The sequence below is a fragment of the Uliginosibacterium sediminicola genome, assembly GCF_039631295.1.
Classification (GTDB): domain Bacteria; phylum Pseudomonadota; class Gammaproteobacteria; order Burkholderiales; family Rhodocyclaceae; genus Viridibacterium; species Viridibacterium sediminicola.
Window position 1 is genome coordinate 64,983 of the sequence record NZ_JBDIVE010000009.1, and the last position, 19,886, is coordinate 84,868.

At 65.0% G+C, this 19,886-nt stretch carries 18 protein-coding genes; 13 read left to right on the top strand and 5 right to left on the bottom strand.

Annotation, left to right across the window (positions count from 1 at the left end; all coding sequences use genetic code 11):
• The first annotated feature begins 15 nt into the window (after positions 1 to 15).
• The 4 genes from ABDB84_RS15340 to ABDB84_RS15355 are packed head-to-tail and all read left to right on the top strand — an operon-like array spanning position 16 to position 4,985.
• Positions 16 to 1,314: an acetyl-CoA C-acetyltransferase gene (locus tag ABDB84_RS15340; protein WP_345920629.1), complete on the top strand. Its 1,299-nt coding sequence runs from the start codon at positions 16 to 18 to the stop codon at positions 1,312 to 1,314.
• Positions 1,311 to 3,299 carry a 3-hydroxyacyl-CoA dehydrogenase NAD-binding domain-containing protein gene (locus ABDB84_RS15345; RefSeq protein ID WP_345920630.1) on the top strand — a complete coding sequence of 663 codons (1,989 nt, stop codon included), beginning with the start codon at positions 1,311 to 1,313 and terminating at the stop codon, positions 3,297 to 3,299. The genes ABDB84_RS15340 and ABDB84_RS15345 overlap by 4 nt, the downstream gene beginning before the upstream one ends.
• Positions 3,296 to 3,685: an acyl-CoA thioesterase gene (locus tag ABDB84_RS15350; protein WP_345920631.1), complete on the top strand. Its 390-nt coding sequence runs from the start codon at positions 3,296 to 3,298 to the stop codon at positions 3,683 to 3,685. Before ABDB84_RS15345 ends, ABDB84_RS15350 begins: the two co-directional genes overlap by 4 nt.
• Positions 3,686 to 3,713: 28 nt before the next feature.
• Positions 3,714 to 4,985, top strand: coding sequence for an OmpP1/FadL family transporter (locus ABDB84_RS15355; protein ID WP_345920632.1), 1,272 nt, complete (start codon positions 3,714 to 3,716; stop codon positions 4,983 to 4,985).
• A 4-nt stretch (positions 4,986 to 4,989) separates the two neighbouring features.
• On the opposite strand, the gene ABDB84_RS15360 is transcribed toward ABDB84_RS15355, so the two are convergent.
• On the bottom strand, positions 4,990 to 5,754 hold the full coding sequence (locus tag ABDB84_RS15360; protein WP_345920633.1) for a YdcF family protein: 765 nt from the start codon (positions 5,752 to 5,754) through the stop codon (positions 4,990 to 4,992).
• A gap of 129 nt (positions 5,755 to 5,883) precedes the next feature.
• On the opposite strand from ABDB84_RS15360, the gene ABDB84_RS15365 reads away from it, so the two are divergent.
• From ABDB84_RS15365 to ABDB84_RS15385, 5 genes are all read left to right on the top strand, one after another.
• Positions 5,884 to 6,513 (top strand): DUF2802 domain-containing protein, encoded by a 630-nt coding sequence (locus ABDB84_RS15365; RefSeq protein WP_345920634.1) that lies wholly within the window; start codon positions 5,884 to 5,886, stop codon positions 6,511 to 6,513.
• Positions 6,506 to 7,318, top strand: a complete 813-nt coding sequence (locus ABDB84_RS15370) for an SPOR domain-containing protein (RefSeq protein ID WP_345920635.1) — start codon at positions 6,506 to 6,508, stop codon at positions 7,316 to 7,318. The genes ABDB84_RS15365 and ABDB84_RS15370 overlap by 8 nt, the downstream gene beginning before the upstream one ends.
• Positions 7,319 to 7,469: 151 nt before the next feature.
• Positions 7,470 to 7,991, top strand: a complete 522-nt coding sequence (locus ABDB84_RS15375; protein ID WP_345920636.1) for a DUF6622 family protein — start codon at positions 7,470 to 7,472, stop codon at positions 7,989 to 7,991.
• Complete coding sequence (locus tag ABDB84_RS15380; protein WP_345920637.1) at positions 7,988 to 9,052, top strand: sensor histidine kinase; 1,065 nt, start codon at positions 7,988 to 7,990, stop codon at positions 9,050 to 9,052. The genes ABDB84_RS15375 and ABDB84_RS15380 overlap by 4 nt, the downstream gene beginning before the upstream one ends.
• On the top strand, positions 9,028 to 9,795 hold the full coding sequence (locus ABDB84_RS15385; protein WP_345920638.1) for a LytR/AlgR family response regulator transcription factor: 768 nt from the start codon (positions 9,028 to 9,030) through the stop codon (positions 9,793 to 9,795). Before ABDB84_RS15380 ends, ABDB84_RS15385 begins: the two co-directional genes overlap by 25 nt.
• Before the next feature lie 10 nt (positions 9,796 to 9,805).
• Here the strand turns inward: ABDB84_RS15385 and ABDB84_RS15390 are convergent, their stop codons facing one another.
• The 4 genes from ABDB84_RS15390 to ABDB84_RS15405 all read right to left on the bottom strand — a co-directional run bounded on the left by ABDB84_RS15390 (position 9,806) and on the right by ABDB84_RS15405 (position 16,118).
• Positions 9,806 to 10,588, bottom strand: coding sequence for a hypothetical protein (locus ABDB84_RS15390; protein WP_345920639.1), 783 nt, complete (start codon positions 10,586 to 10,588; stop codon positions 9,806 to 9,808).
• 72 nt (positions 10,589 to 10,660) lie between these two features.
• Positions 10,661 to 13,018 carry a fatty acid cis/trans isomerase gene (locus ABDB84_RS15395; protein WP_345920640.1) on the bottom strand — a complete coding sequence of 786 codons (2,358 nt, stop codon included), beginning with the start codon at positions 13,016 to 13,018 and terminating at the stop codon, positions 10,661 to 10,663.
• A gap of 127 nt (positions 13,019 to 13,145) precedes the next feature.
• Positions 13,146 to 15,161: a methyl-accepting chemotaxis protein gene (locus tag ABDB84_RS15400; protein WP_345920641.1), complete on the bottom strand. Its 2,016-nt coding sequence runs from the start codon at positions 15,159 to 15,161 to the stop codon at positions 13,146 to 13,148.
• Between the two features lie 180 nt (positions 15,162 to 15,341).
• A complete protein-coding gene (locus tag ABDB84_RS15405) occupies positions 15,342 to 16,118 on the bottom strand; it encodes a transporter substrate-binding domain-containing protein (protein WP_345920642.1) in 777 nt (258 codons plus the stop codon).
• A 355-nt stretch (positions 16,119 to 16,473) separates the two neighbouring features.
• Between ABDB84_RS15405 and fliW the strand changes: the two genes are divergently transcribed.
• The 4 genes from fliW to recG all read left to right on the top strand — a co-directional run bounded on the left by fliW (position 16,474) and on the right by recG (position 19,880).
• Positions 16,474 to 16,911 carry a flagellar assembly protein FliW gene (gene fliW, locus ABDB84_RS15410; protein WP_345920643.1) on the top strand — a complete coding sequence of 146 codons (438 nt, stop codon included), beginning with the start codon at positions 16,474 to 16,476 and terminating at the stop codon, positions 16,909 to 16,911.
• 96 nt (positions 16,912 to 17,007) lie between these two features.
• Positions 17,008 to 17,388 carry a RidA family protein gene (locus tag ABDB84_RS15415; RefSeq protein WP_345920644.1) on the top strand — a complete coding sequence of 127 codons (381 nt, stop codon included), beginning with the start codon at positions 17,008 to 17,010 and terminating at the stop codon, positions 17,386 to 17,388.
• Positions 17,389 to 17,391: 3 nt separating this feature from the next.
• Positions 17,392 to 17,844, top strand: coding sequence for a GNAT family N-acetyltransferase (locus tag ABDB84_RS15420; protein WP_345920645.1), 453 nt, complete (start codon positions 17,392 to 17,394; stop codon positions 17,842 to 17,844).
• Positions 17,841 to 19,880, top strand: a complete 2,040-nt coding sequence (gene recG, locus ABDB84_RS15425) for an ATP-dependent DNA helicase RecG (protein WP_345920646.1) — start codon at positions 17,841 to 17,843, stop codon at positions 19,878 to 19,880. The genes ABDB84_RS15420 and recG overlap by 4 nt, the downstream gene beginning before the upstream one ends.
• The last annotated feature ends 6 nt before the right edge of the window (positions 19,881 to 19,886 follow it).

The following is a 19,886-nucleotide window of genomic DNA, read 5'->3' on the forward strand; positions in this document are numbered from 1 at the left end:
GCGAGGATGGAGACGATGAACAGCCAGCCCGTCTATGTTGTCGATGGCACGCGCACTCCCTTCCTCAAATCGCGCAATGTGCCGGGGCCATTTTCGGCGGCGGATCTGGCGACGCTGGCCGGCCGCCAACTGCTGGCGCGCCAGCCCTTCGCCGCCAGCGCGCTCGACGAGGTGATCCTCGGTTGTGTGATGCCGGCGCTCGATGAAGTGAATATCGGGCGTGTGGTGGCGCTGCGCATGGGCTGTGGCAATGCAGTGCCGGCATGGACGGTGATGCGCAACTGTGCCTCCGGCATGCAGGCGCTCGATTCGGCGATGGCCAATATCCAGCGCGGGCGCGCGCAGCTGGTGTTGGCTGGCGGCGTCGATGCGCTGTCGCGTGCGCCGGTGCTGTGGAGCGAGGCGATGGTGCGCAGCCTGTCGGCCTGGGCAGCGGCCAGGAGCTGGCGCGCGCGCCTCGCCGTATTGGCCGGGCTGCGGCCGGCGCATCTGGCACCGGTGATCGCCTTGCTCAAGGGACTGACCGATCCCATCGTCGGCTTGAGCATGGGGCAGACGGCCGAGAATCTGGCCTGGCGTTTCGGCATCACGCGAGCGGAGATGGACGCCTTCGCGCTGCGCAGCCACCAGCGTCTTGCGGCCGCGCAGGATGCCGGCCATTTCGCGGCGAGCCTGGTGCCCCTGGTCGATCAGGATGGCAAGCTCTATGAGCATGACAACGGCCTGCGTCGCGAATCAAGCCTGGCCGACCTGACGCGCCTGAAGCCTTTTTTCGACCGCAAGTACGGTCGCGTGAGCGCGGGCAACAGTTCGCAGATCAGCGATGGTGCCAGCTGGCTGCTGCTGGCGTCGGAACAGGCGCTGCAACGCTACGACTTGCAGCCGCTGGGCCTGATCCGTGACAGTCAGTGGGCGGGTCTGGCGCCGGAGCAGATGGGGCTGGGGCCGGTGCACGCGGTAACGCCTATCCTGCAGCGCCACGGGCTGGCGCTCGATGATGTCGATGCCTGGGAGATCAACGAAGCCTTCGCTGCCCAGGTCATTGGCTGCCTGCGCGCCTGGAACGATGCCGAGTATTGCCGCGAGGCGCTGGGCCTGGCTGATGTGCTCGGCGTGCTCGATGAAAGCCGCCTCAATATCGATGGCGGCGCGATCGCTTTGGGGCATCCGGTCGGTGCCAGCGGCGCGCGCATCGTCCTGCAACTCTTGCACATCTTGCGCCGACAGCCTGCGGCCGGGCGGCCACGGCGCGGCATCGCGTCGATCTGCATTGGCGGTGGGCAGGGCGGGGCGATGCTGGTGGAGGCGCTATGAGCAGATCGCAAAAAAGCTGGCAGCATTGGCAACTCTCGCGTGATGCCGAAGGCATTGTCTGGCTCAACATCGATGTTGCCGACAGCAGCACCAATACCCTGGGCAGCGCGGTGCTGGCCGAACTGGCCGACGTGCTCGACCAGCTGGAGGCGGAGCCACCACGCGCTCTGGTGCTGCGCTCGGGCAAGGCCGGCGGTTTCATCGCCGGAGCGGACCTTGAGGAATATGCGCGGATCAGCGAGCTGGCCGGCGTGCTCGATCTGGTCGCACGCAACTGGCAGCTGTTCAATCGCTTCGCCGCGCTGCCTTGGCCGACGCTGGCGCTGATTCGCGGGCACTGCATGGGCGGCGGACTGGAGCTGGCGCTGGCCTGCCGTTACCGCATTGCGGTTGATGAGCCGGCGACTCGCCTGGCTTTGCCGGAGGTCTTGCTCGGCATCGTGCCGGCCTGGGGCGGCATGCTGCGTCTGCCACGCCTGATCGGCCCCGTCGCGGCGCTGGAGATGATGCTCAGCGGCAAGCAGATCGATGCGCGGCGGGCGCGGCGTAGCGGTCTCGTCGACGAATGCGTGCCGCCCCGCGTGATGGACAATGCGGCGCGCATGCTGGTGCTGTCCGGCCAGGCGCCGCGTGTGGCGCGCGGTCTGCACGCCTGGCTCAACGGGCCGCTGCGTGCCTGGGTGGCCTGGCAGGCGCGGCGCCAGCTGGCGCACAAAGCGCGGCGCGAGCATTACCCGGCGCCCTGGGCGCTCATCGATATCTGGCAGCACTACGACGGCAATGCTCTGGCAGTGCCGACGGGGCATCCGGCTTCCTTGCAGCACATCGTGGCGCAGGGTACGGCGCGTAATTTGGTTCGCATCTTCTTTCTGCAGCAGCGTCTCAAGGGCTTGGGCAAGCATGATGCGTCCGCCGTAGCGCGTCCGCGTCATGTGCATGTCATCGGTGCCGGCGTGATGGGCGGCGATATCGCGGCCTGGTGCGCGCTGCGCGGTCTGGAGGTGAGCCTGCAGGATCAGGACATGGCGCGCATCGCGCCCGCCCTGCAGCGTGCGGCGGCGACGTTCGCCCGCAAATTTCGCGGCGAGCGCATCCAGCAGCGCTTGGCCCTCGACCGCCTGATCGCCGACCCGCAAGGGCGCTGCGTGCCGCGTGCCGATGTGATCATCGAAGCGATCTACGAGAACCTCGCCGCCAAGCAGGCGCTCTGGCGCGATGTCGAGGCGCGGGCGCGCCCCGATGCCTTGTTGGCCACCAATACCTCCAGCCTGAGCATCGAAGCAATCCGCGTGGCGCTGGCGCAGCCGCAACGCCTGGTGGGCATCCACTTCTTCAATCCGGTCGCACAGATGCCCCTGGTGGAAGTGGTCGCGGCTGACGCTACGGATGCCGAGGCCGTGCGCCGTGCGCTGGCCTTCGTGCAGCAGCTCGACAAGCTGCCGCTGCCGGTTGCCAGCGCGCCGGGCTTTGTCGTCAATGCTGTGCTCGGGCCCTATCTGCACGAAGCCATGCTCTGCGTCGATGAAGGCATTGCCCCGGCCGAGATCGATGCGGCGATGCAGCGCTTTGGCATGTTGATGGGGCCGGTCGAGCTGGTCGATACCGTGGGTCTGGACATCGTGCTGGCTGCCGGCCCGGCGCTCAGCGGGCAAAGCCGGGTGCCGCAGCAACTGGCGCAGCTGGCCGCTGCAGGCAAACTCGGTCGCAAGGCGGGCGAGGGTTTCTACCGCTGGCAGAAGGGACGACCGCAGCGCAGCAAAGCACGTTATTCCGCAGCGCAGCACGATGCGCTGGCGCAACGCCTGCTCGCCCCCCTTGTTGCAGCGGCGCAACGCTGTGTGGAAAAGGGCCTCGTTGCCGACGCGGATCTGGTCGACGCTGGCGTAATATTCGGCACCGGTTTCGCGCCCTGGACGGGCGGGCCCTTGTATCACTCGGCGGCCAGCACGCAAACGGCGGCTGCGCTAGAAAAGGTGGCTGGATGAGCGTCGTTGAATTACCTGCATATGAACCCGTGCTGCGTGTCCTGGCCATGCCCAAGGATCTGAACGCAGCCGGCGATGTGTTCGGTGGCTGGATCATGGCCCATGTCGATCTGGCCGGGGCGGTGGCTGCAGCGCGCCGCGCACGTGGGCGCGTCGTCACGGTGGCGGTGAATGCCTTCACTTTCGAACAACCGGTCTACAAGAACGATCTGGTCAGCTTCTACGCCCACGTCATCAAGGAAGGTACGACATCGATGAGCGTCGAGGTCAAGGTATTTGCCGAGCGTGACCCTGCCAATCCGCAAGTCGTCAAGGTGACGGAAGCCAGCCTGGCCTATGTCGCCATCGATGAATCCGGCAAGAAAAGAGCATTGCCGCAGCTATAAAGCACGGCCTATCAGCAGAGGATATTTCATGAAAAAAACACTGATCACCCATGCCGTCGCCAGCGCGCTGGCCATGCTGGCGGCGGGCGCCGCGCAAGCTTCCGGTTTCCAGTTGCTGGAACAGAACGCCAGCGGCATCGGCAATGCCTATGCCGGCTCGGCGGCGCTGGGCGAGAACGCCAGCACCATTTATTTCAACCCGGCGGCGATGACGCGCCTGAAGGGCAGCCAGGTGTCGGCGGGCGGCACCCTGGTGCGCGCCGAATACCTGTTTCATGACAATGGTTCGAGCAGTGGTGCCTTCACCGGCACCGGCAATGGCACCGATGGTGGCACCCTTGGCCGTGTGCCCAATGCCTATGTGTCGACCGAGCTGGGCGGTGGCCTGTTCGGCGGCATCGGCATCAGCGCGCCGTTCGGTCTGAAGACCGCTTACGAGCAGCCCTGGGCGGGCGCAGCGCAGGCCACCCTGTTCGACATCAAGACGCAGAACGTCAATCCCTCGCTGGCCTACAAGCTCAATGATCGCTGGTCGATTGGTGGCGGCATCAACTACCAGCAGCTGGAGGCGCAGTACCAGCGCATGGTGTCGACCTCCTCGGCCTTCTCGCTGTCTTCCGATGCGGTGGCCTTGCAGACCCAGGGCCATGCCTGGGGCTGGAACGCCGGCGTCTTGTTCGAGTCTTCGGAGAGCATGCGACTGGGCTTTTCCTACCGCTCACGCATCAACTATCACCTCAAGGGCGATCTGCGGGCTTCCGGGCCGACGGCTGCGCTGCTGGCTGCCAGCACCGGCGCGGAATCGACCGAGCTGACGCTGCCCGATACCTTCATCTTCAGCGTCGTGCAGACCATCGACGACAAGTGGGAAATGATGGGCGACATCTCGCACACGCGCTGGAGCAGCGTGCAGGAGGTGGATATCAAGCTCGAAACCTCGAACGCCACGGCGCAAACGCTCAATGCGCATTTTCGTGACACCTGGCGTGTTGCGCTGGGCAGCAGCTATCGCCTGAGTCCGGCCTGGAAGATCAAGGCCGGCATCGCTTACGACCAGGGCGCGGTGAAGGGCGCGGATTACCGCCTCGTTTCGTTGCCGGACAATGACCGCCTGTGGTTCTCCGCGGGGCTGCAGTGGATGGCGAGCAAGGCTCTGGTGCTGGACCTGGGCGCGACCTACATCAAGGTACGCGATGCGCAGATCTACAACGACCAGCGCTCGGCCAACCGTGGCCTGGTCAACGGTAGCTACAGCGGCCAGGTCTGGCTGCTCGGTTCGCAGATGAGCTACAGCTTCTGAGCCATCAGGACAGTGCGAAGCGGATGCGCTGGGCGGCGATGCCCAGCCATTCGCGCAGCACGATGCTGCCGGCGTAGAGGCTGTCCATGTTCGGCAGCACGTCGAAATAGCTCTCGCCGCGTGGCCCGTTGCGCAGATAGGCCAGCGGTGCAGGCGTCACCTGCAAGCCCACACGCTCGAATTCGCCCAGCGCGCGGCGCATGTGGAAGGCGTGTGTCACCAGGGTGATGCGCGTGATGCCGGCCTCGCGCAGGATCTGCGCTGATTCGCGCGCATTGTCAGGCGTGTCGAGCGAGCGGGTGTCCAGCCAGCGCGCGCGTACGCCGAAATCCTGCGCCATGCTGTCGCCCATCAGGCTGCTTTCGGCTTGGCTACCGGTCGGCGCGCCGCCGCTGATCAGCACCGGCAGGCCGCTGCTGCGCGCCAGGCGCGCGCCGTAGCGCACGCGCTCCTGCGAGACGCGATTCGGTCCGGCCGCACCGTCGTATTCCTCGTTGTAACGCCGCTGGCCGCCACCGAGAATGACGATGGCCTGGGTCTGGCGCAGCGCCTGCTCGCTGACCGGGCTGAAATCCTCCAGCGGCGCGGCCAGCATGTTCACCGTCAGCGGCGTACTCAGCACCAGCCACAGCAGCAGTGACAGCCCGGACAGCAGGCGCGCACTGCGCGGTCGGCGCCGCCACAGCAGCAAGCCCAGCAGCAGCGGCAGCAGGCATAACAGGGGCGGGGTGATCAAGGCGGAGATCAGTTTCTTGAGCGTGAACAACATATCGGCTTCGCTGTTTGGGGGGAGGAGGGCGCCCGGCGGCTTTGAATCGGCGTCGGCAGCCAGTATCATGCCCTCACAATATACACAGGCTGCTCCTTGCGGGCGGCGATCGGGCTGGAGTCCCTCGATTTGCGCACACTGTTGATCCTGCTGGTGGCACTGCTGTGTGGCTACCTCATCTGGCTGGCGATCCGCTGGCGTCGGCTGTCCAAAGCGGCGAGCTATCGCATTGACCCGAGCAATATCTTCCGCGATGCAGACCGCTTCTCGCCGCAATTCTCCGAGACGCCGGCGAGTTACTCGGTGCGCAGCGCCGAGACCGTAGACACCTTGAGCGAGGATGACGACGATGATGATGCCGTCGTTTCGCTCTCCGCTCATTCACGCGAGCAAGCCGCCGCTGCGCCGCTGCAGCGCCGTGAGCCGCGCGCAGCTGAACCGGACGCCTCCAGCTTCGGCTTTGATGCCTTGCTCGAAGTGCGGCAGATGCATCACAAGGTCGATGAACACGCGCAGCGCCTGCGAGCGCTTGACGACGAGGTACGCGCCTTGCGCGAGGAACTCTCGGCGGTGCGTGCCGCCAGCCGTGTCGCGCCGGCCTATGCCGAAGCGGTGTCGATGGTGCGTCGCGGGCTCGATGCGCACACGATTGCCGAGCGCTGCGGCATCTCGGTGGCCGAGGCCGAGCTGGTGCAGGCTTTGAGCGAGCGCGGCGAACTCGATACGCAGGATCAGGACAGGAGAGAAGGACATGGCTGAGTTGGGCGCGCAAACACCGGTGACTGCGGAAGAGCTCAAGCAGAGCCGGCGCCAGCTGGTCATCAAGGGCGGGCTGGCCGCTGCCGCTGCGGTGACGCTGGTGGTGGCGCTGGCGATGTACGAGAACGCCGAGGCACCGCGCGAAGCGGAACCGGCGCCGACTGCGCACATCACCGCGCCGCTGGCCGCCTCCGACCAGCAATCGCAGAGCCTCGAAGAGGCTGCCCGGCAGGCGCTGAAGACTTCGGACGAAGCAGCTCAGCTGCAATCGGTGGTGTTGGCCGAGCAGCAAGTGGTGGCGCAGACGGCTTCGGCCCCGGTGCCGGAAACTTCAGCTGATCCGACTGTGCCGGTGCTCGGTGTGCCGGCCAGCATGCCCAAGGCCGCCAGCAGCAGCGCGGCCGCCAGCGGCAAGCAGCAGGCCTCGGGGCGTCTGGTGCTCGAACAGCAGGCGCCGGTGCGCAGCGCGCGTGCCACGCCTGCCGCCAGCAGCCTGGCAGCGCAGCCCGCAGCACCTGCTCCGCGTCCGCAGGCAGCACCAGCACCCACGCCGACACCGGCCCGTCCGGCCAGTGGTGCGGTGGCTTCGGCGGTGAACAATTTCCTGGTGCAGCTGGGCGTCTTCGCCAATCAGAACAATGCCGAAGAATTGCGCAAGAAGCTGACTGCCGCAGGCATCCCTTCGCAGCTGGAAACGCGTGTCCAGGTCGGCCCGTTCAAGACGCGTGAGGAAGCGATGCTCGCGCAGGAAAAGATCAAGGCGCTCGGCCTCGATGCCGGCATGCTGGTGCCGGCACGGCACTAGGCTTAGGCACTAGGCACTGCAACATGCCGCGCCATTGGGCGCGGCGGTATGCAACTGAGGCCACGAATCCGGCGCTTCGTCTCAAAGCGTTCGGCCGCACAGGGCGGGGCAGGCAAGCTGAAGGCCTGTTCCCTGTCATGAAGGATTGGCCATGCAAGAGATTCTCTCCCACACCCCGATCTGGGTTTTCGGCGTCTTGTGTCTGCTGCTGGCGTTTGGCGGCATGCAGAGCTTCACCCGCAGCTTGTCGGTCAAGCGCGCCCTCATCGTGCCCCTGGCGATGAGCCTGTGGTCGCTGTCACTGCTGATGTCGCGCCTGGCGGGTTCGCCCGCCTTCAGCGCTGCCGTGCTGAGCTGGTGCGGCGCCGTGGCGCTGTCTGTGTTGTTCAGCGGGCTGATCGGCTATCCGCGTGGTCTGCAGCTTGAAGCCGGCGGTCGCAAGGTTCGTGTGCCCGGCAGCTTGGTGCCCCTGGTTCTGATGCTGATGATTTTCTGCGCGCGCTTCATCTCGGCGGTGATGCTGGCGCGCGAGCCGGCCTGGCGCGATTCGCTGGGTTTTGGCTTGGGTTTCTCGGTGTTCTACGGCTTGATCAGCGGCGTCTTCCTGGCGCGTGCCCTGGGTGTCTGGCGCCTGCTGCGTCGGGCCGATGCACAAGCGATGGTGACGGCATGAGCGGGCCGCTGCCGTCGCAGGAGGCCCGGAATGCCAAAGCGCTAAGCCTGCCGCCGCTCAATGTGCTGCTGATGGTGGTGGCCGGCAATACCCTGGTGGCCTTGCTGGTGTGGGCGATGAACGAGTACAGCCTGTGGTCGACCTGGATCATTTCGCAGTGCCAGGGGCTGTCGGTCTATGCTATCTATGCCTTGCTCTTTCGCAGGCTCAAGTGGCGTATCGGGCGTGCGCCCAGCATCATCCTGAGCAGCTGCCTGGGCTTGCCGGCGGGTTTGTATCTGGCGCAGTTCATCGGGTTTCAGGGAGTGGCTGATCATCTGTTCAGCAACAGCCATTCATTGCTGCGCTACGTCCTGATCGGCGCCGTGTTCACGCTGGGGTTCACGTACTACTTCAGCAACCGCTTGCGCATTGCCCGGCTGGAGCAGGCAAGGCAAGAGGCGGCGCTGCGTGAGGCGCAGGGGCAGAAGGCAGCTTTGCGCGCCGAACTGCGTCTGCTGCAGGCGCAGATCGAGCCGCACTTCCTGTTCAATACCCTGGCCAATCTGCACAGCCTGATCGGCCGCGATGATGCGCTGGCGAAAACCCTGCTGGAGCGCCTTAACGACTACCTGCGCGCCAGCCTCAGCCATAGCCGCGCCGAGCAGGCTACGCTGGGCGATGAGTTCGCCATGCTGTCGGCTTATCTGGCGATTCAGCAGCTGCGCATGGGCGGGCGTTTGCAGACTCAGGTCGAGCTGGCGGAGGCGCTGCGTGAGGCGGCTTTCCCGCCGATGCTGCTGCAGCCCTTGGTCGAGAATGCCATCATCCATGGCATCGAACCCAAGCTGGGGGCTGGCCGGGTCAGCGTGATGGCGGCGGGCGATGCGCAGCAACTGCGCATCGTGGTGGAAGATGATGGCGTCGGCTTTGGTGCCAGCACGGGCGGCAGCGGTCTGGGGCTGACGAATGTGCGTGAGCGCCTGAGCGCCTTGTTCGGCAGCGCCGCGACGCTGGAGATCCGTGACCATGCACCGACTGGAGTACGAGTGGAACTATGTCTGCCGCGCGAAAAATACTAGCCCTGATCGCTGAAGACGAGCCCTTGCTGGCGGCCGATCTGGCCACGCGCCTGAGCGGCTTGTGGCCCGAGCTGGAGATTGCCGAGCTCGTGCATCACGGCCCGGCAGCGCTTGAGGCGATCCAGCGCCTGCAGCCCGAAGTGGTGTTTCTCGATATCCGCATGCCCGGTCTGTCCGGCATCGAAGTCGCGCAGCAGGTGCAGGTGGCGCATCTGGTTTTCGTCACGGCTTACGACCAGTACGCGGTCGCCGCGTTCGAGTCTGCTGCTGTCGATTACCTGCTCAAGCCGGTCAGTGACGAGCGCCTGGCGCAGACGGTCAGCCGCCTGCAGGCGCGCATCGCGCAGCCGGCCTCGCCGGCCGATCTTGGCGTTTTGCTGCAGCAGCTGATGCAGCGCACGCAGGAGGCGCCGCCGGCACGGCTCAAGTGGATTCGCGCCAGCGTCGGCAGCGACACGCACCTCGTCGATGTCGACGAGGTGTTGTACTTCCATGCCGATGACAAATACACGCTGCTGCAGACCGCAAAGCGGGAGTACCTGATCCGCACGCCGCTCAAGGAGCTGTTGCCGCAGCTCGATCCGGCGCGCTTCTGGCAGATCCATCGCAACACCATCGTCGCCACGGCGGCGATTGCCTGCGCGCGCCGTGCGCTCAATGGCCGTGTGAGTTTGAGCCTGCACGGACGCGACGAGACCCTGGATGTCAGTCGCGCTTATGCCCATCTGTTTCGCCAGATGTGAGCTGGGGTGTTCAGGCGGGCGCGAGGTAAAAGCGATTGATGATTTCGCCCCGGCTGGCGAGCAGGCGCTGGACAACGTCTTCATACAGCGAGTGTTCCAGGGCGATGTCCTGGATGGTCTGCCCGTGCAGGGAAGCGCAGAGATTGGCGCAGGCCAGCGGGGCTTTCAGACGGCGGGCGTAGTCGATGAGGTGTCGCGCCTGCTCCAGGCTGATTTCCCGCATCAACTCCGGACCGAGTATGCCGACGTTCTCAAGCAGGGGGTAGGGCAGGATGCTGCGCAGCTGCGATAGAAAAATAGTCCCGATGTCGAGCTTGCCGATGTGCTGGCGGTGCTGTGCAATGCGCAGCGCAGCGTCGATGAAAAAGTCCAGATGCACGTTGTTCTTGCAGAACACCGAAATCGAGTTATTGACACGATGGCTGATCTGGCTTTCGCCGGTTTCGTCGGTGAACAGCCAGATCTCATGGCAGAACGCAAAGTCTGCGGTCACCTCGAGCGTCAGCTTCTCGGGGGCGAAGACCAGCAGGTCGGCATCCACCCAGATGGCACGTTCGTAACCTTGCGCCAGCAGCTCTCTGGCGACAAGAAGGCGCGCCAGATCGGTGGTCGGGCAGATCTGGCCATCGGCCTTGGCGCGAAACCAGTCCGGCGCATAGGCGAGAAAGGCGTCGTCGATGAAGCGGTATTCGAAGGCATGGCTGTCCGCCCAAGCCCTGACGGTCTGCATGCAGGTCGCAATCCAGTCAGGCACCTGGTGCGTTCTGTAGGACTGATAGACGATGCTTTTCATTCGAACCTCCGGCGGCTCTACATGGCCTTGTGTCGATGCGGAGCGGGCGCTGGCAGCACGGCGCCACCAGACTCAGCGGTTTTCCAGGCGGTTGTAATCGAAGAGGCCGGCTTCGATCGGCGCGCGCCGTGCGTAGTCGGCATTGAGCGTATCGCTGAGCGCCCAGAAGTTCGGTGAGGTGCGTCGCACGCCAAACTGGCTGACCAGGGCGCGGTAATCGGCCTCGCTGCGCAGCTGGCTGAGCGCCTGACGGAAGGCCGGCAGTTGCGCACTCTGGATGTGGAAAAACGCATTCGGATAAGCGCCCACATAACCGTTGAGCACATCGAGCGAGAATTCGGCGGGCACCAGGGTCCTGGCGTCATTGAGCAGCTGGGCGACATTCAGGTGCGCGGCGTTGCGCAGCAGGCTCACGGTCTCGAAACCGTCCTCCTCGTCGATGCGCAGAAAACTCACCTCCGGCATCCACGCCAGGGCGTTGCCACGCAGCTCCGCCAGCTCGCCCAGCACTTGCCGCGTCGGCGCATTGCGGATGCCGGTCAGTGCGTGTTCGCGCGGCAGCACCGTTTGCAGGCGTTGCTTGAGCATGCCCATCAATTCCTTCTCGGGCGGCTCGCTGCCCTTGAAGGGAATGGCGGTCTCGCGGTGGAAGTAGGCGTATTTGCCGAACACCAGATCTTTGACATCACTGCCCACCGCACGATACCAGCGGTCGCGTACGGCTTCGCGCTGGCTGCTCGGGAGCATGGCGATGAAGTTGTATTCGCCCTCCATGCGCAGGAAGTCCATGTACAGCCGCGTATTGAGCTGGTGGCCGATGTTGCCGAACACATCGTAGCCGGCGACCAGCAGGTAATGCAGGCGCTCGAACAGCGAATAGTCGAACAGCCAGGCCGTTTTCGGCGTGCCGCCATTGAGACCCTTGAGCACCGTGGCGCTGTCGAAGTGGCGATAGACCGTCAGTGCGGCATTCGGATTCTGGCCCTCGCCGTTCCAGAACAAACTGATATCCGGGCCTGCCGCCGGTGGTGCAAAGGCGGCATCCAGGAAGGCGGATTTGTCCTGCAGATAGCGGCGCTCATCCTTGGCGTAGGCGTACCAGGCCGCCGGCGCCAGCACCTGCGAGCCGCGCTCGGCGGGCAGGGCGAGGTTGCGGCTTTCGCGCTTGAGGAAGTCGGCCGCGCTTTCGGGCAGCTTGTCCGGATCGATGAAGAACACCCAGAAGTGATCATTGATCACGTTCAGCGCGGTCTGGCCGCGGCACACCGGGCCCTTGATGAAGCCCATGATCGTGAATTGCGCCTCATCGAGCATGAAGCGGTAGCGCGCACGCGAGGGCAGGTCGCGGAAGGTGAGGAAGGGGTTGGCGGCGATCTGCGGCGAATAAGCGGGCAGGGCGCTGACCTGGTAGTCGCTGCTGTAGAACAGCGCGTTCCAGCGCGCCATGCGTGCCTCGCTCAATTCGTAAGGCATGTGCGATTTGACCGAGATGGATTCCTCCACCGGTAGCAGGCGGTAGTAGACGCGCGCCACGCCCGGATCATCGAAGGGCCGGCGGGTGGCGATCTCACGCACCGGCAGGCCGGGCGGGGTGGCCGAGCGCACCATGCGGAAGAAGCGGCGATTGCCCGCGCTGGCGCTATCGTCCTTGAAATACAGGTGGGCGATGAACAGGTGTTCGTACATGTAGCGGCTGACCAGGCGCTCGCGCAGGCTGTCGCCATTGAAATAGCGCTCCCATTGCTGCACCTGGCGGTGCAGCGCAGGCGGCAGGGGTACTGCGCCTTCATAGGGCGCGCCCTGGGCCAGCCACTGCTTGATCGTGAATACCTCGTGCGCGTTCAGCGCCGGCAGGCCGAAGGGCATGCCCCACAGCGGATTCTTCTCTTCATAGGCCTGGAAAGCCTCGGGTGCGACGCACTGCTGTTCGCGGTTTAGCGAGAAATCCAGATCATCTGACACGGGTTTGTCGGCCGGCAGCGGATGTTTGGCTTTCTGGTCGAGTACGCGCGAGAGCAGGGCGGCTTGCAACTCGGCGGCCGGCGTCTGGCGATGTTCGTTGAGCACCGGGAAGAAGCCTTTTTCACGCCAGGCCGAGGCATTCGGCGCATCGATGTAGAGCCGCGTCGGTTCGGCTTCGAGCAGGCGTGTGCCGTTGTAGACGGGCTCCTTGCTGGCGCCGCGCGCCACACCTTCCCAGGACGAGAGCTTGAGCTGGCAGGGGGCGTCGTAACAGGCGTGGCAGACCACACAGCGCTGGTCGAGAATCGGCTGTACGTCGCGGTGGTAGAGCAGATTGGCGGTCGGCTTGGTGGGGACATCGAAGCGCGTCGGATCACTCGGTCCGAACAGGGCCTGCAAATCTTCGCGCACCAGGCTCGCGCAGCCCACCAAGACCAGCACTCCCAGCACAAGCCATGCTTTTTTCATTCTTGCCCACCCTGCCTACCCGTAACAATGATCACTGACAGGCAGGTGGCACTGATGCTCGCTGCGGCAGCGCCAGCGATGTTCCGGATTCGCCCTGCCGGCGTCAAGCGCGGGCAGCTGCGCGCGCTCAGCCCTCGGTCAGCAGCTTGAGCTTGTCGGCCACGGTCTTGGTGTGCTGGGTGGTGTCGGAGGTTTGCACGGTGAGGCTCTGGATTTCGCCGAGCATGCCGGTGATGGTGGTGACATCGCGCGATTGGTGCTCGATCTCGTCGGCCACGCGGCTGATGCTGCTGGCCAGCTCGGAGATGTCGGTGCCGATGGCGCCAGCACTGCCACGAGATTTCTCCGCCAGCTTGCGCACCTCGTCGGCCACCACGGCAAAGCCGCGCCCCATGTCGCCGGCACGTGCGGCTTCGATGGCGGCGTTGAGCGCCAGCAGATTGGTCTGGTCGGCGATCTGCTGGATCACCTCGACCACGCCACGGATGCGGTCGCTGGCATTGGCCAGGGCGCGCGCATTGTCGGCCACCAGCGAGGCATTGCGGGTCAGCGTCTCGGCGGTGTCGCGGGCGCCACTGACCAGCTGCGCCTGCTTGCCCATGTGGCCGGTGAGATCGCTCACCGAGGCATAAAGCGCTTGCGTGAAGGCGTCGATCTGCTGCGAGGTCTGCTCGCGTGAGGCATTCGCCTGGGCCAGCGTGGCACCCAGATTGTTGAGCCCCGTGGCGACGGCGGCCATGTTCTGGTCGAAGTCCTCGGGATTGAGCTTGGCGCCGTAGTGCTGCTGTTCGTAATCGTGGATCAATTGGCCGAACAGGCGTGACAGGCCTGAAAGCTTGCCGATCTGCCGGCGCAGGAAGAAGGCCTTGAACTCGCCATAATGGCCGACGAAGTTATCGACATAGTCATCGTGGAATTCGACGCCGGGCGCCACGCGGAAGAAGAAGATCGCCGTCAGGGTCTGGTTGAGATTGAGCCCCAGAATCTCACCAAAGGTCGACAGGCCGGCCAGCTGCGCACATTTGAAGACATCGCCCACCGCGTTCAGCTCACGCTCGTTGTAGAGGCGGCGCAGGATGCAGTCATTGAGGATGCCGGCCACCGGCGCCGCCGGTTTGCCACGCATGAAGTGCTCGAAGTCGCGGGCCGTGGTGGCGACCAGACCGGTCCGCTTGACCAGCAGCAGCTCTTCGCCCGAGGCAATGTCGCAGTAGAAGTTGATGCGCTGGCGCTGCAGATCGATGCTGTGCACCGAGCGCACATAGATCTCCTTGCCGACGCGGATCGCAAATGAATAGTCGGCCAGCTTGTCCGACAGCGTTTGCGGGCTGCAGCCGAGGCTGGCGCACAAGGCATCGATCAGCGAGATCACGCGGCCCTGGGCGGTGATCACATCCTCGATGTAGCGTCCTTCGATCGAGGCATGGATGACGTGGTAGCGCTCGCCGGTGGGCTCGAAATTCTGGCTCTTGAACACGCCGAAGCGGGCTCCCGGCGCGAGCTTGATGAAGGCGATCAGCGCATGGTTCTCGTACTTCTGCCGGCCGTCATGCAGCCAGGTGTGCTGGAAGTCGAGCTTGCCACCGGCCGAGCCGCCGACGAACAGGCAGGGGAAGCGCGTCGAGTTGTACAGCGCTTCCATGAAAAACGACTCCGAGGCCGACATGCCCTCGAACATCACATAAGCAAAGGTGTCGTGGTGATGGATCGGAAAACCCGGTTCGAGTCGCTCGATGGATTGGCTCAGGCGAGCGACGCGTTCGTTGATGCCCAGCTGTGGCGTATCACGACGCAAGTCTTCGCAACCCAGCGGCACGGCCGCCACGTGCACTTGGGCGATCAGCGAGGCATCGAAGCATTGCAGCACCACATGGTCCCAGTGCTCGCCGGTGCGGCAGTAGAGGTTCTCCTCAGCACTGCACAGCTCACCGGCGGTGGAGCACAGCGTCATCGCAACGCCTGGAAAGCGCGCGGCGATGTTGCGGGCGATGCTGTCCAGATCGAGGTGCGGCGAAACAAAGCCGGCAATGAAGGCTGGTTTGATGCTCAGTGCAGCCAGCTTGCTGGCGATCTCGCCACTGCTGCCGGCGACACTGATCACGCCCTGGCTGGATGCTGGCTGGAAGCGTTTGAAGAAACTCATGATCTGTCCCCGGTCTTGTATTGGCATGCGGCCCCGCACGCGTGGTACGGCTGCATATCCCCATGTCCTCGGAGATTTTGGCCCGATCTTGAGCGCGGGGACGCGGCGTGTTGACCTGGATCATGCCCGGCACGGTCTTGCCACTGTCATCGGGCAGCCGTGCCGGTTTGCGTGCGGCGCTCAGCGCAGCCAGCGTGCCAGCGTGCGATCGTAATCGCCGGTCGCCTTGGACAGATGCAGCCACTGATCGACCCAGGCCTTGAACACCGTATCGCCGCGCGGCAGCAGCCAGGCCATTTCACCGTATTGCAGCGGCTTGTCCGGATTGACCGCGCAGAGGCCCGGGCGCAGCTTCTGCTGGGCGATGGTCTCGACCGATTCGGAGATCATCACATCGGCATTGCCTTTGAGGATCTCGTCGAAAATCGTCGTGTTGTCGTTGAAGATGACGATCTTCGCCTGCTTGAAGTTGGCGCGCGCAAAGCGCTCATTGCTGCCGCCCGGGTTCTCGATCACCGTCACGCTGGGCTTGTCGATGTCGGCCACGCTCTGGAATTTGGCGACGTTCTCGCACTTGGTGATCGGCGCCTTGCCATTGACCATGTATGCGGTGGTGAAAAACGCCGACTTCTGGCGCTCCAGCGTCACCGAAATACCGCCGACGGCGACATCGCACTTTTCCTGAAAATCCTTCATCAGGCTCGGCCAGGAGGATTTGATGATTTCCGCCTCGACCCCCAGCGCCTTGGCTGCGGCCTGCACCAGATCGATGTCGATGCCCTCGAAGCCGCCGTCGCTGCGCAGCACGCTGAACGGGCGATAGTCGCCCGGTGTACAGACGCGGAGCTTGCCCGCCTTCTGCACCTCATCAAGCCGGGACGTGGGCTGGACTTGCGCGACAGCCACATTGAGCGAACAGGCTGCCAGCAGCCCGAGTAGTGCACGGAATTGCATCATTACCTCGAAGAAAAATGAGTCATCGGTACGGAACGCGGGGCCCTTGGGCAACACGAATTCCATCGTCCCTTACGACAAGGGCCGATCCGTGATCCTGCGCCGAAGCGCGAGCAAGATCAACGCGTGGCCTACCCGCACCTGCGGGGCGGCGGCGTGCACAGCCGGCCTTGCGGGGCGGCGCCAATGCGCGGATCGCGACCACTCCCAGAGGCGGCAAAAACTTGCGCGAACGGCCGCCATGCAGGCCAATGTGCGCGGATTGGCCTGCAAAAGCGGCGTTTATCGCGCTTTGCCTGGCGCAATTTGCTCGTAAAGTGGGACACTCGCAATGAACGTTCCCATGGAGGGGAAAGTCATGAAAATCGAAAGCCCGCATTACGGCAGTCTGGAAGTTGATCCCGCCAAGCTGATTTCATTCCCGGCCGGCTTGCCTGGCTTTGAGGATTGCAAGCGCTTCTCCCTGCTCGAAGTCGATAGCGCGAGCCCGGTGGCGCATCCCTCGGTGGGCGTGCTGCAGAGTGTGGATCGTCCGGAAGTGGCGTTTTCGGTCGCCGAGCCCGATCAGTTCAGCCTGCACTACGAGTTCGCACTGACCGAGGACGAAGAACAGCTGCTGCGGGTGAGCAAGCCCGAAGATGTGGCGGTGTTCCTGATCCTGCGCCGTGATACCGATGCGACGCCGATCAAGGCCAATCTGATGGCGCCGCTGGTGATCAATGTGTCGCTACGCATCGGCATCCAGAAGGTGATTGCGCGTCTCGGTTGCGATGTGACCCTGCGCCCGGCCAACTGAGCCTGCCGCCGCCACGGCCTTGAACTGTCGGGCGCCAGCGCGCCAGCGGCGCGCGCCCTGCGATAAACTGCGGGCATTACCACGCAGGAGTTGCAGATGCCCAGACAGATCATCGCCACCGACAAGGCGCCCGCCGCCATCGGTACCTATTCGCAGGCCGTCAAGGTCGGCGACACCGTCTATCTCTCCGGCCAGATCGGTCTCGATCCGGTCAGCATGAGCCTGGCTGAGGGCTTCGAAGCGCAGGCCGTGCGCGTCTTCGAGAATCTCAAGGCGGTGGCCGAGGCGGCCGGCGGTTCGCTGCAGGATGTGGTCAAGCTCAATCTGTACCTCACGGACCTGTCCAATTTCGCCCGCCTCAACGAGTTGATGGCGCAGTACTTCGCGCAACCCTATCCGGCGCGTGCCGCCATCGGTGTCGCCAGCCTGCCGCGCGGCGGGGTGGTCGAGGCCGACGCGGTCATGGTGCTGGGCTAAAGCGTGCCGCCGGAGTTGATCCGTGCGCCGCTGGCCTCTGATCTGCCGGCCTTGCTGGCGCTCTATCAGCATCTGAATGCCGAGGATCCGCTGCTCGATGCGGCGGATCTGGCTGCGCATTGGCGCGCCATGCTCGACAATCCGGCGCTGCATTACTTTGTCGCGGAGATCGACGGCGCCCTGGTCGCCAGCTGCACGCTGACGATCATCCCCAATCTGACGCGCAGTGCGCGGCCCTACGGCCTGATCGAGAACGTGGTGACGCATCCGGACTGGCGCCAGCGCGGCATTGCCACGCGTCTGCTCCATGCAGCACGCCAACGTGCCTGGCAGGCGCGCTGCTACAAAGTGATGCTGATGACCAGCCGCAAGGACGAGGCCACGCTGCGCTTTTACGCCCAGGCCGGTTTTGTCGCGGGGGACAAGACCGCCTTCATCGCGCGCGCCGCAGAATGAGCGAGGCCGCGCCGCCGCCCAAGAAATCCGCACTGGCGGGCCGTCTGGCCAAGCTGGGCGTGGCGCGCGAGGCCGATCTGCTGCTGCATCTGCCGCTGCGCTATGAAGACGAAACGACGCTGACGCCGATTGCCGCTCTGCGCAGCGGTGATCCGCAGCAGGTGGAAGGGCTCGTCGAGCATGCCGAAGTGGTGCTGCGACCGCGCCGCCAGCTGGTGGTGCGCCTGCGTGACGACTCCGGCGTGCTGACTCTGCGCTTCCTCAATTTCTATCCCGCGCAGCTCAAGCAGCTTGTGCCCGGCGCGCAGATCCGCGCCTTTGGCGAAGTGCGCAGCGGCTTCTGGGGCGAGGAGATGATCCACCCGCGCACGCAGACGGTGGCCGAAGCCAAGGCCTTGCCGCAGGCGCTGACGCCGGTGTATCCGAGCACCGCGGGGCTGGCGCAATCGGCGCTGCGCAAGCTGGTGGCGCGGGCGTTTGAGCGCTGCGCGCTGGATGACCCGCTGCCGGCCGAGCTGCGCAAAGCGCTCAAGCTGCCGGCCTGGGAGCGCAGCCTGCGCTACCTGCACCAGCCGCCGCCGGACGCCCAGCTGGCGGCGCTGGAGAGCCGCAATCATCCGGCCTGGCGCCGCATCAAGTTCGACGAATTGCTGGCCCAGCAGATCTCGCTGCGCCGCGCCTATGCCGAGCGCCGCAGCCATCGCGCCTATGCCTTGCCAGCCAAGGGCCAGCTGATCAGCCGCTTTATCGAGCAGCTGCCGTTTGCGCTGACCGGTGCGCAGCGCCGCGCGGTCGACCAGATTGCCGAGGATCTGGCCCAGGCGCATCCGATGCAGCGCCTGCTGCAAGGCGATGTCGGCAGCGGCAAGACCATCGTCGCCGCGCTGGCCATGCTGCAGGCGGTCGAGAACGGCTATCAGGCGGCGCTGATGGCGCCGACGGAAATCCTCGCCGAACAGCATTACCAGAAGCTGCGCGGCTGGTTGGCGCCGCTGGGTCTGCAGGTCGCCTGGCTGGCCGGTTCGCAGAAAAAGCGCGAGCGCGAGGCGATGCGCCAGCTGCTGATCAGCGGCGAAGCGCTGATGGCGGTGGGCACCCACGCGCTGATCGAAGACAGCGTGCTGCTCGAGCGCCTGGGCTTGGCGGTGGTCGATGAGCAGCATCGTTTCGGTGTGCGCCAGCGCCTGGCGCTGCGCGAGAAAGTGGCCGGCGCCTTGCCGCACATGCTGATGATGAGTGCCACGCCGATTCCGCGCACCCTGGCGATGAGTTACATGGCTGACCTTGATGTCTCGGTACTCGACGAATTACCGCCGGGCCGCACGCCGATTGTCACGCGCCTGGTTTCGGCGGCACGGCGCGACGAGGTGATCGCCCGCGTGCGCGATGCCTGTCGCGAAGGTCGCCAGGCTTACTGGGTGTGCCCGCTGATCGAGGAGAGCGAGGCGCTGCAGCTGAAAACCGCCGAGGAAACCTATGCCAGTCTGAGCAGCGAGCTTGCCGAGCTGAAGGTCGGCCTGGTGCACGGCCGCCTCAAACCGGCCGACAAGGCGGCGGTGATGGAAGCCTTTGTGCGCAACGCGGTGCAGGTGCTGGTGGCGACCACGGTGATCGAGGTCGGCGTGGACGTGCCGAACGCCAGCCTGATGGTGATCGAGCATGCCGAACGCTTTGGTCTGGCGCAGCTGCACCAGCTGCGTGGGCGCGTCGGGCGCGGTGCGGCCGCGTCAAGCTGTGTGCTGCTCTACGAGCAGCCGCTGTCGGAGAACGGTCGCCAGCGTCTGAAGGCGATCTACGAGAGCAGCGATGGTTTCGAGATCGCGCGGCGTGACCTGCAGCTGCGCGGGCCGGGCGAGTTCATCGGGGCACGGCAAAGCGGCGCGCAATTGCTGCGCTATGCCGATCCGGAGTTCGATGCCGATCTGGTCGAGCTGGCCCAGCAGGCGGCCAATGAAATGCTGGCGCGCTATCCGCAACAGGCCGATCAGCTGCTCGAACGCTGGTTCGGTGGCCGCGCCGAGCTGCTGAAGGCTTAGCGTTGG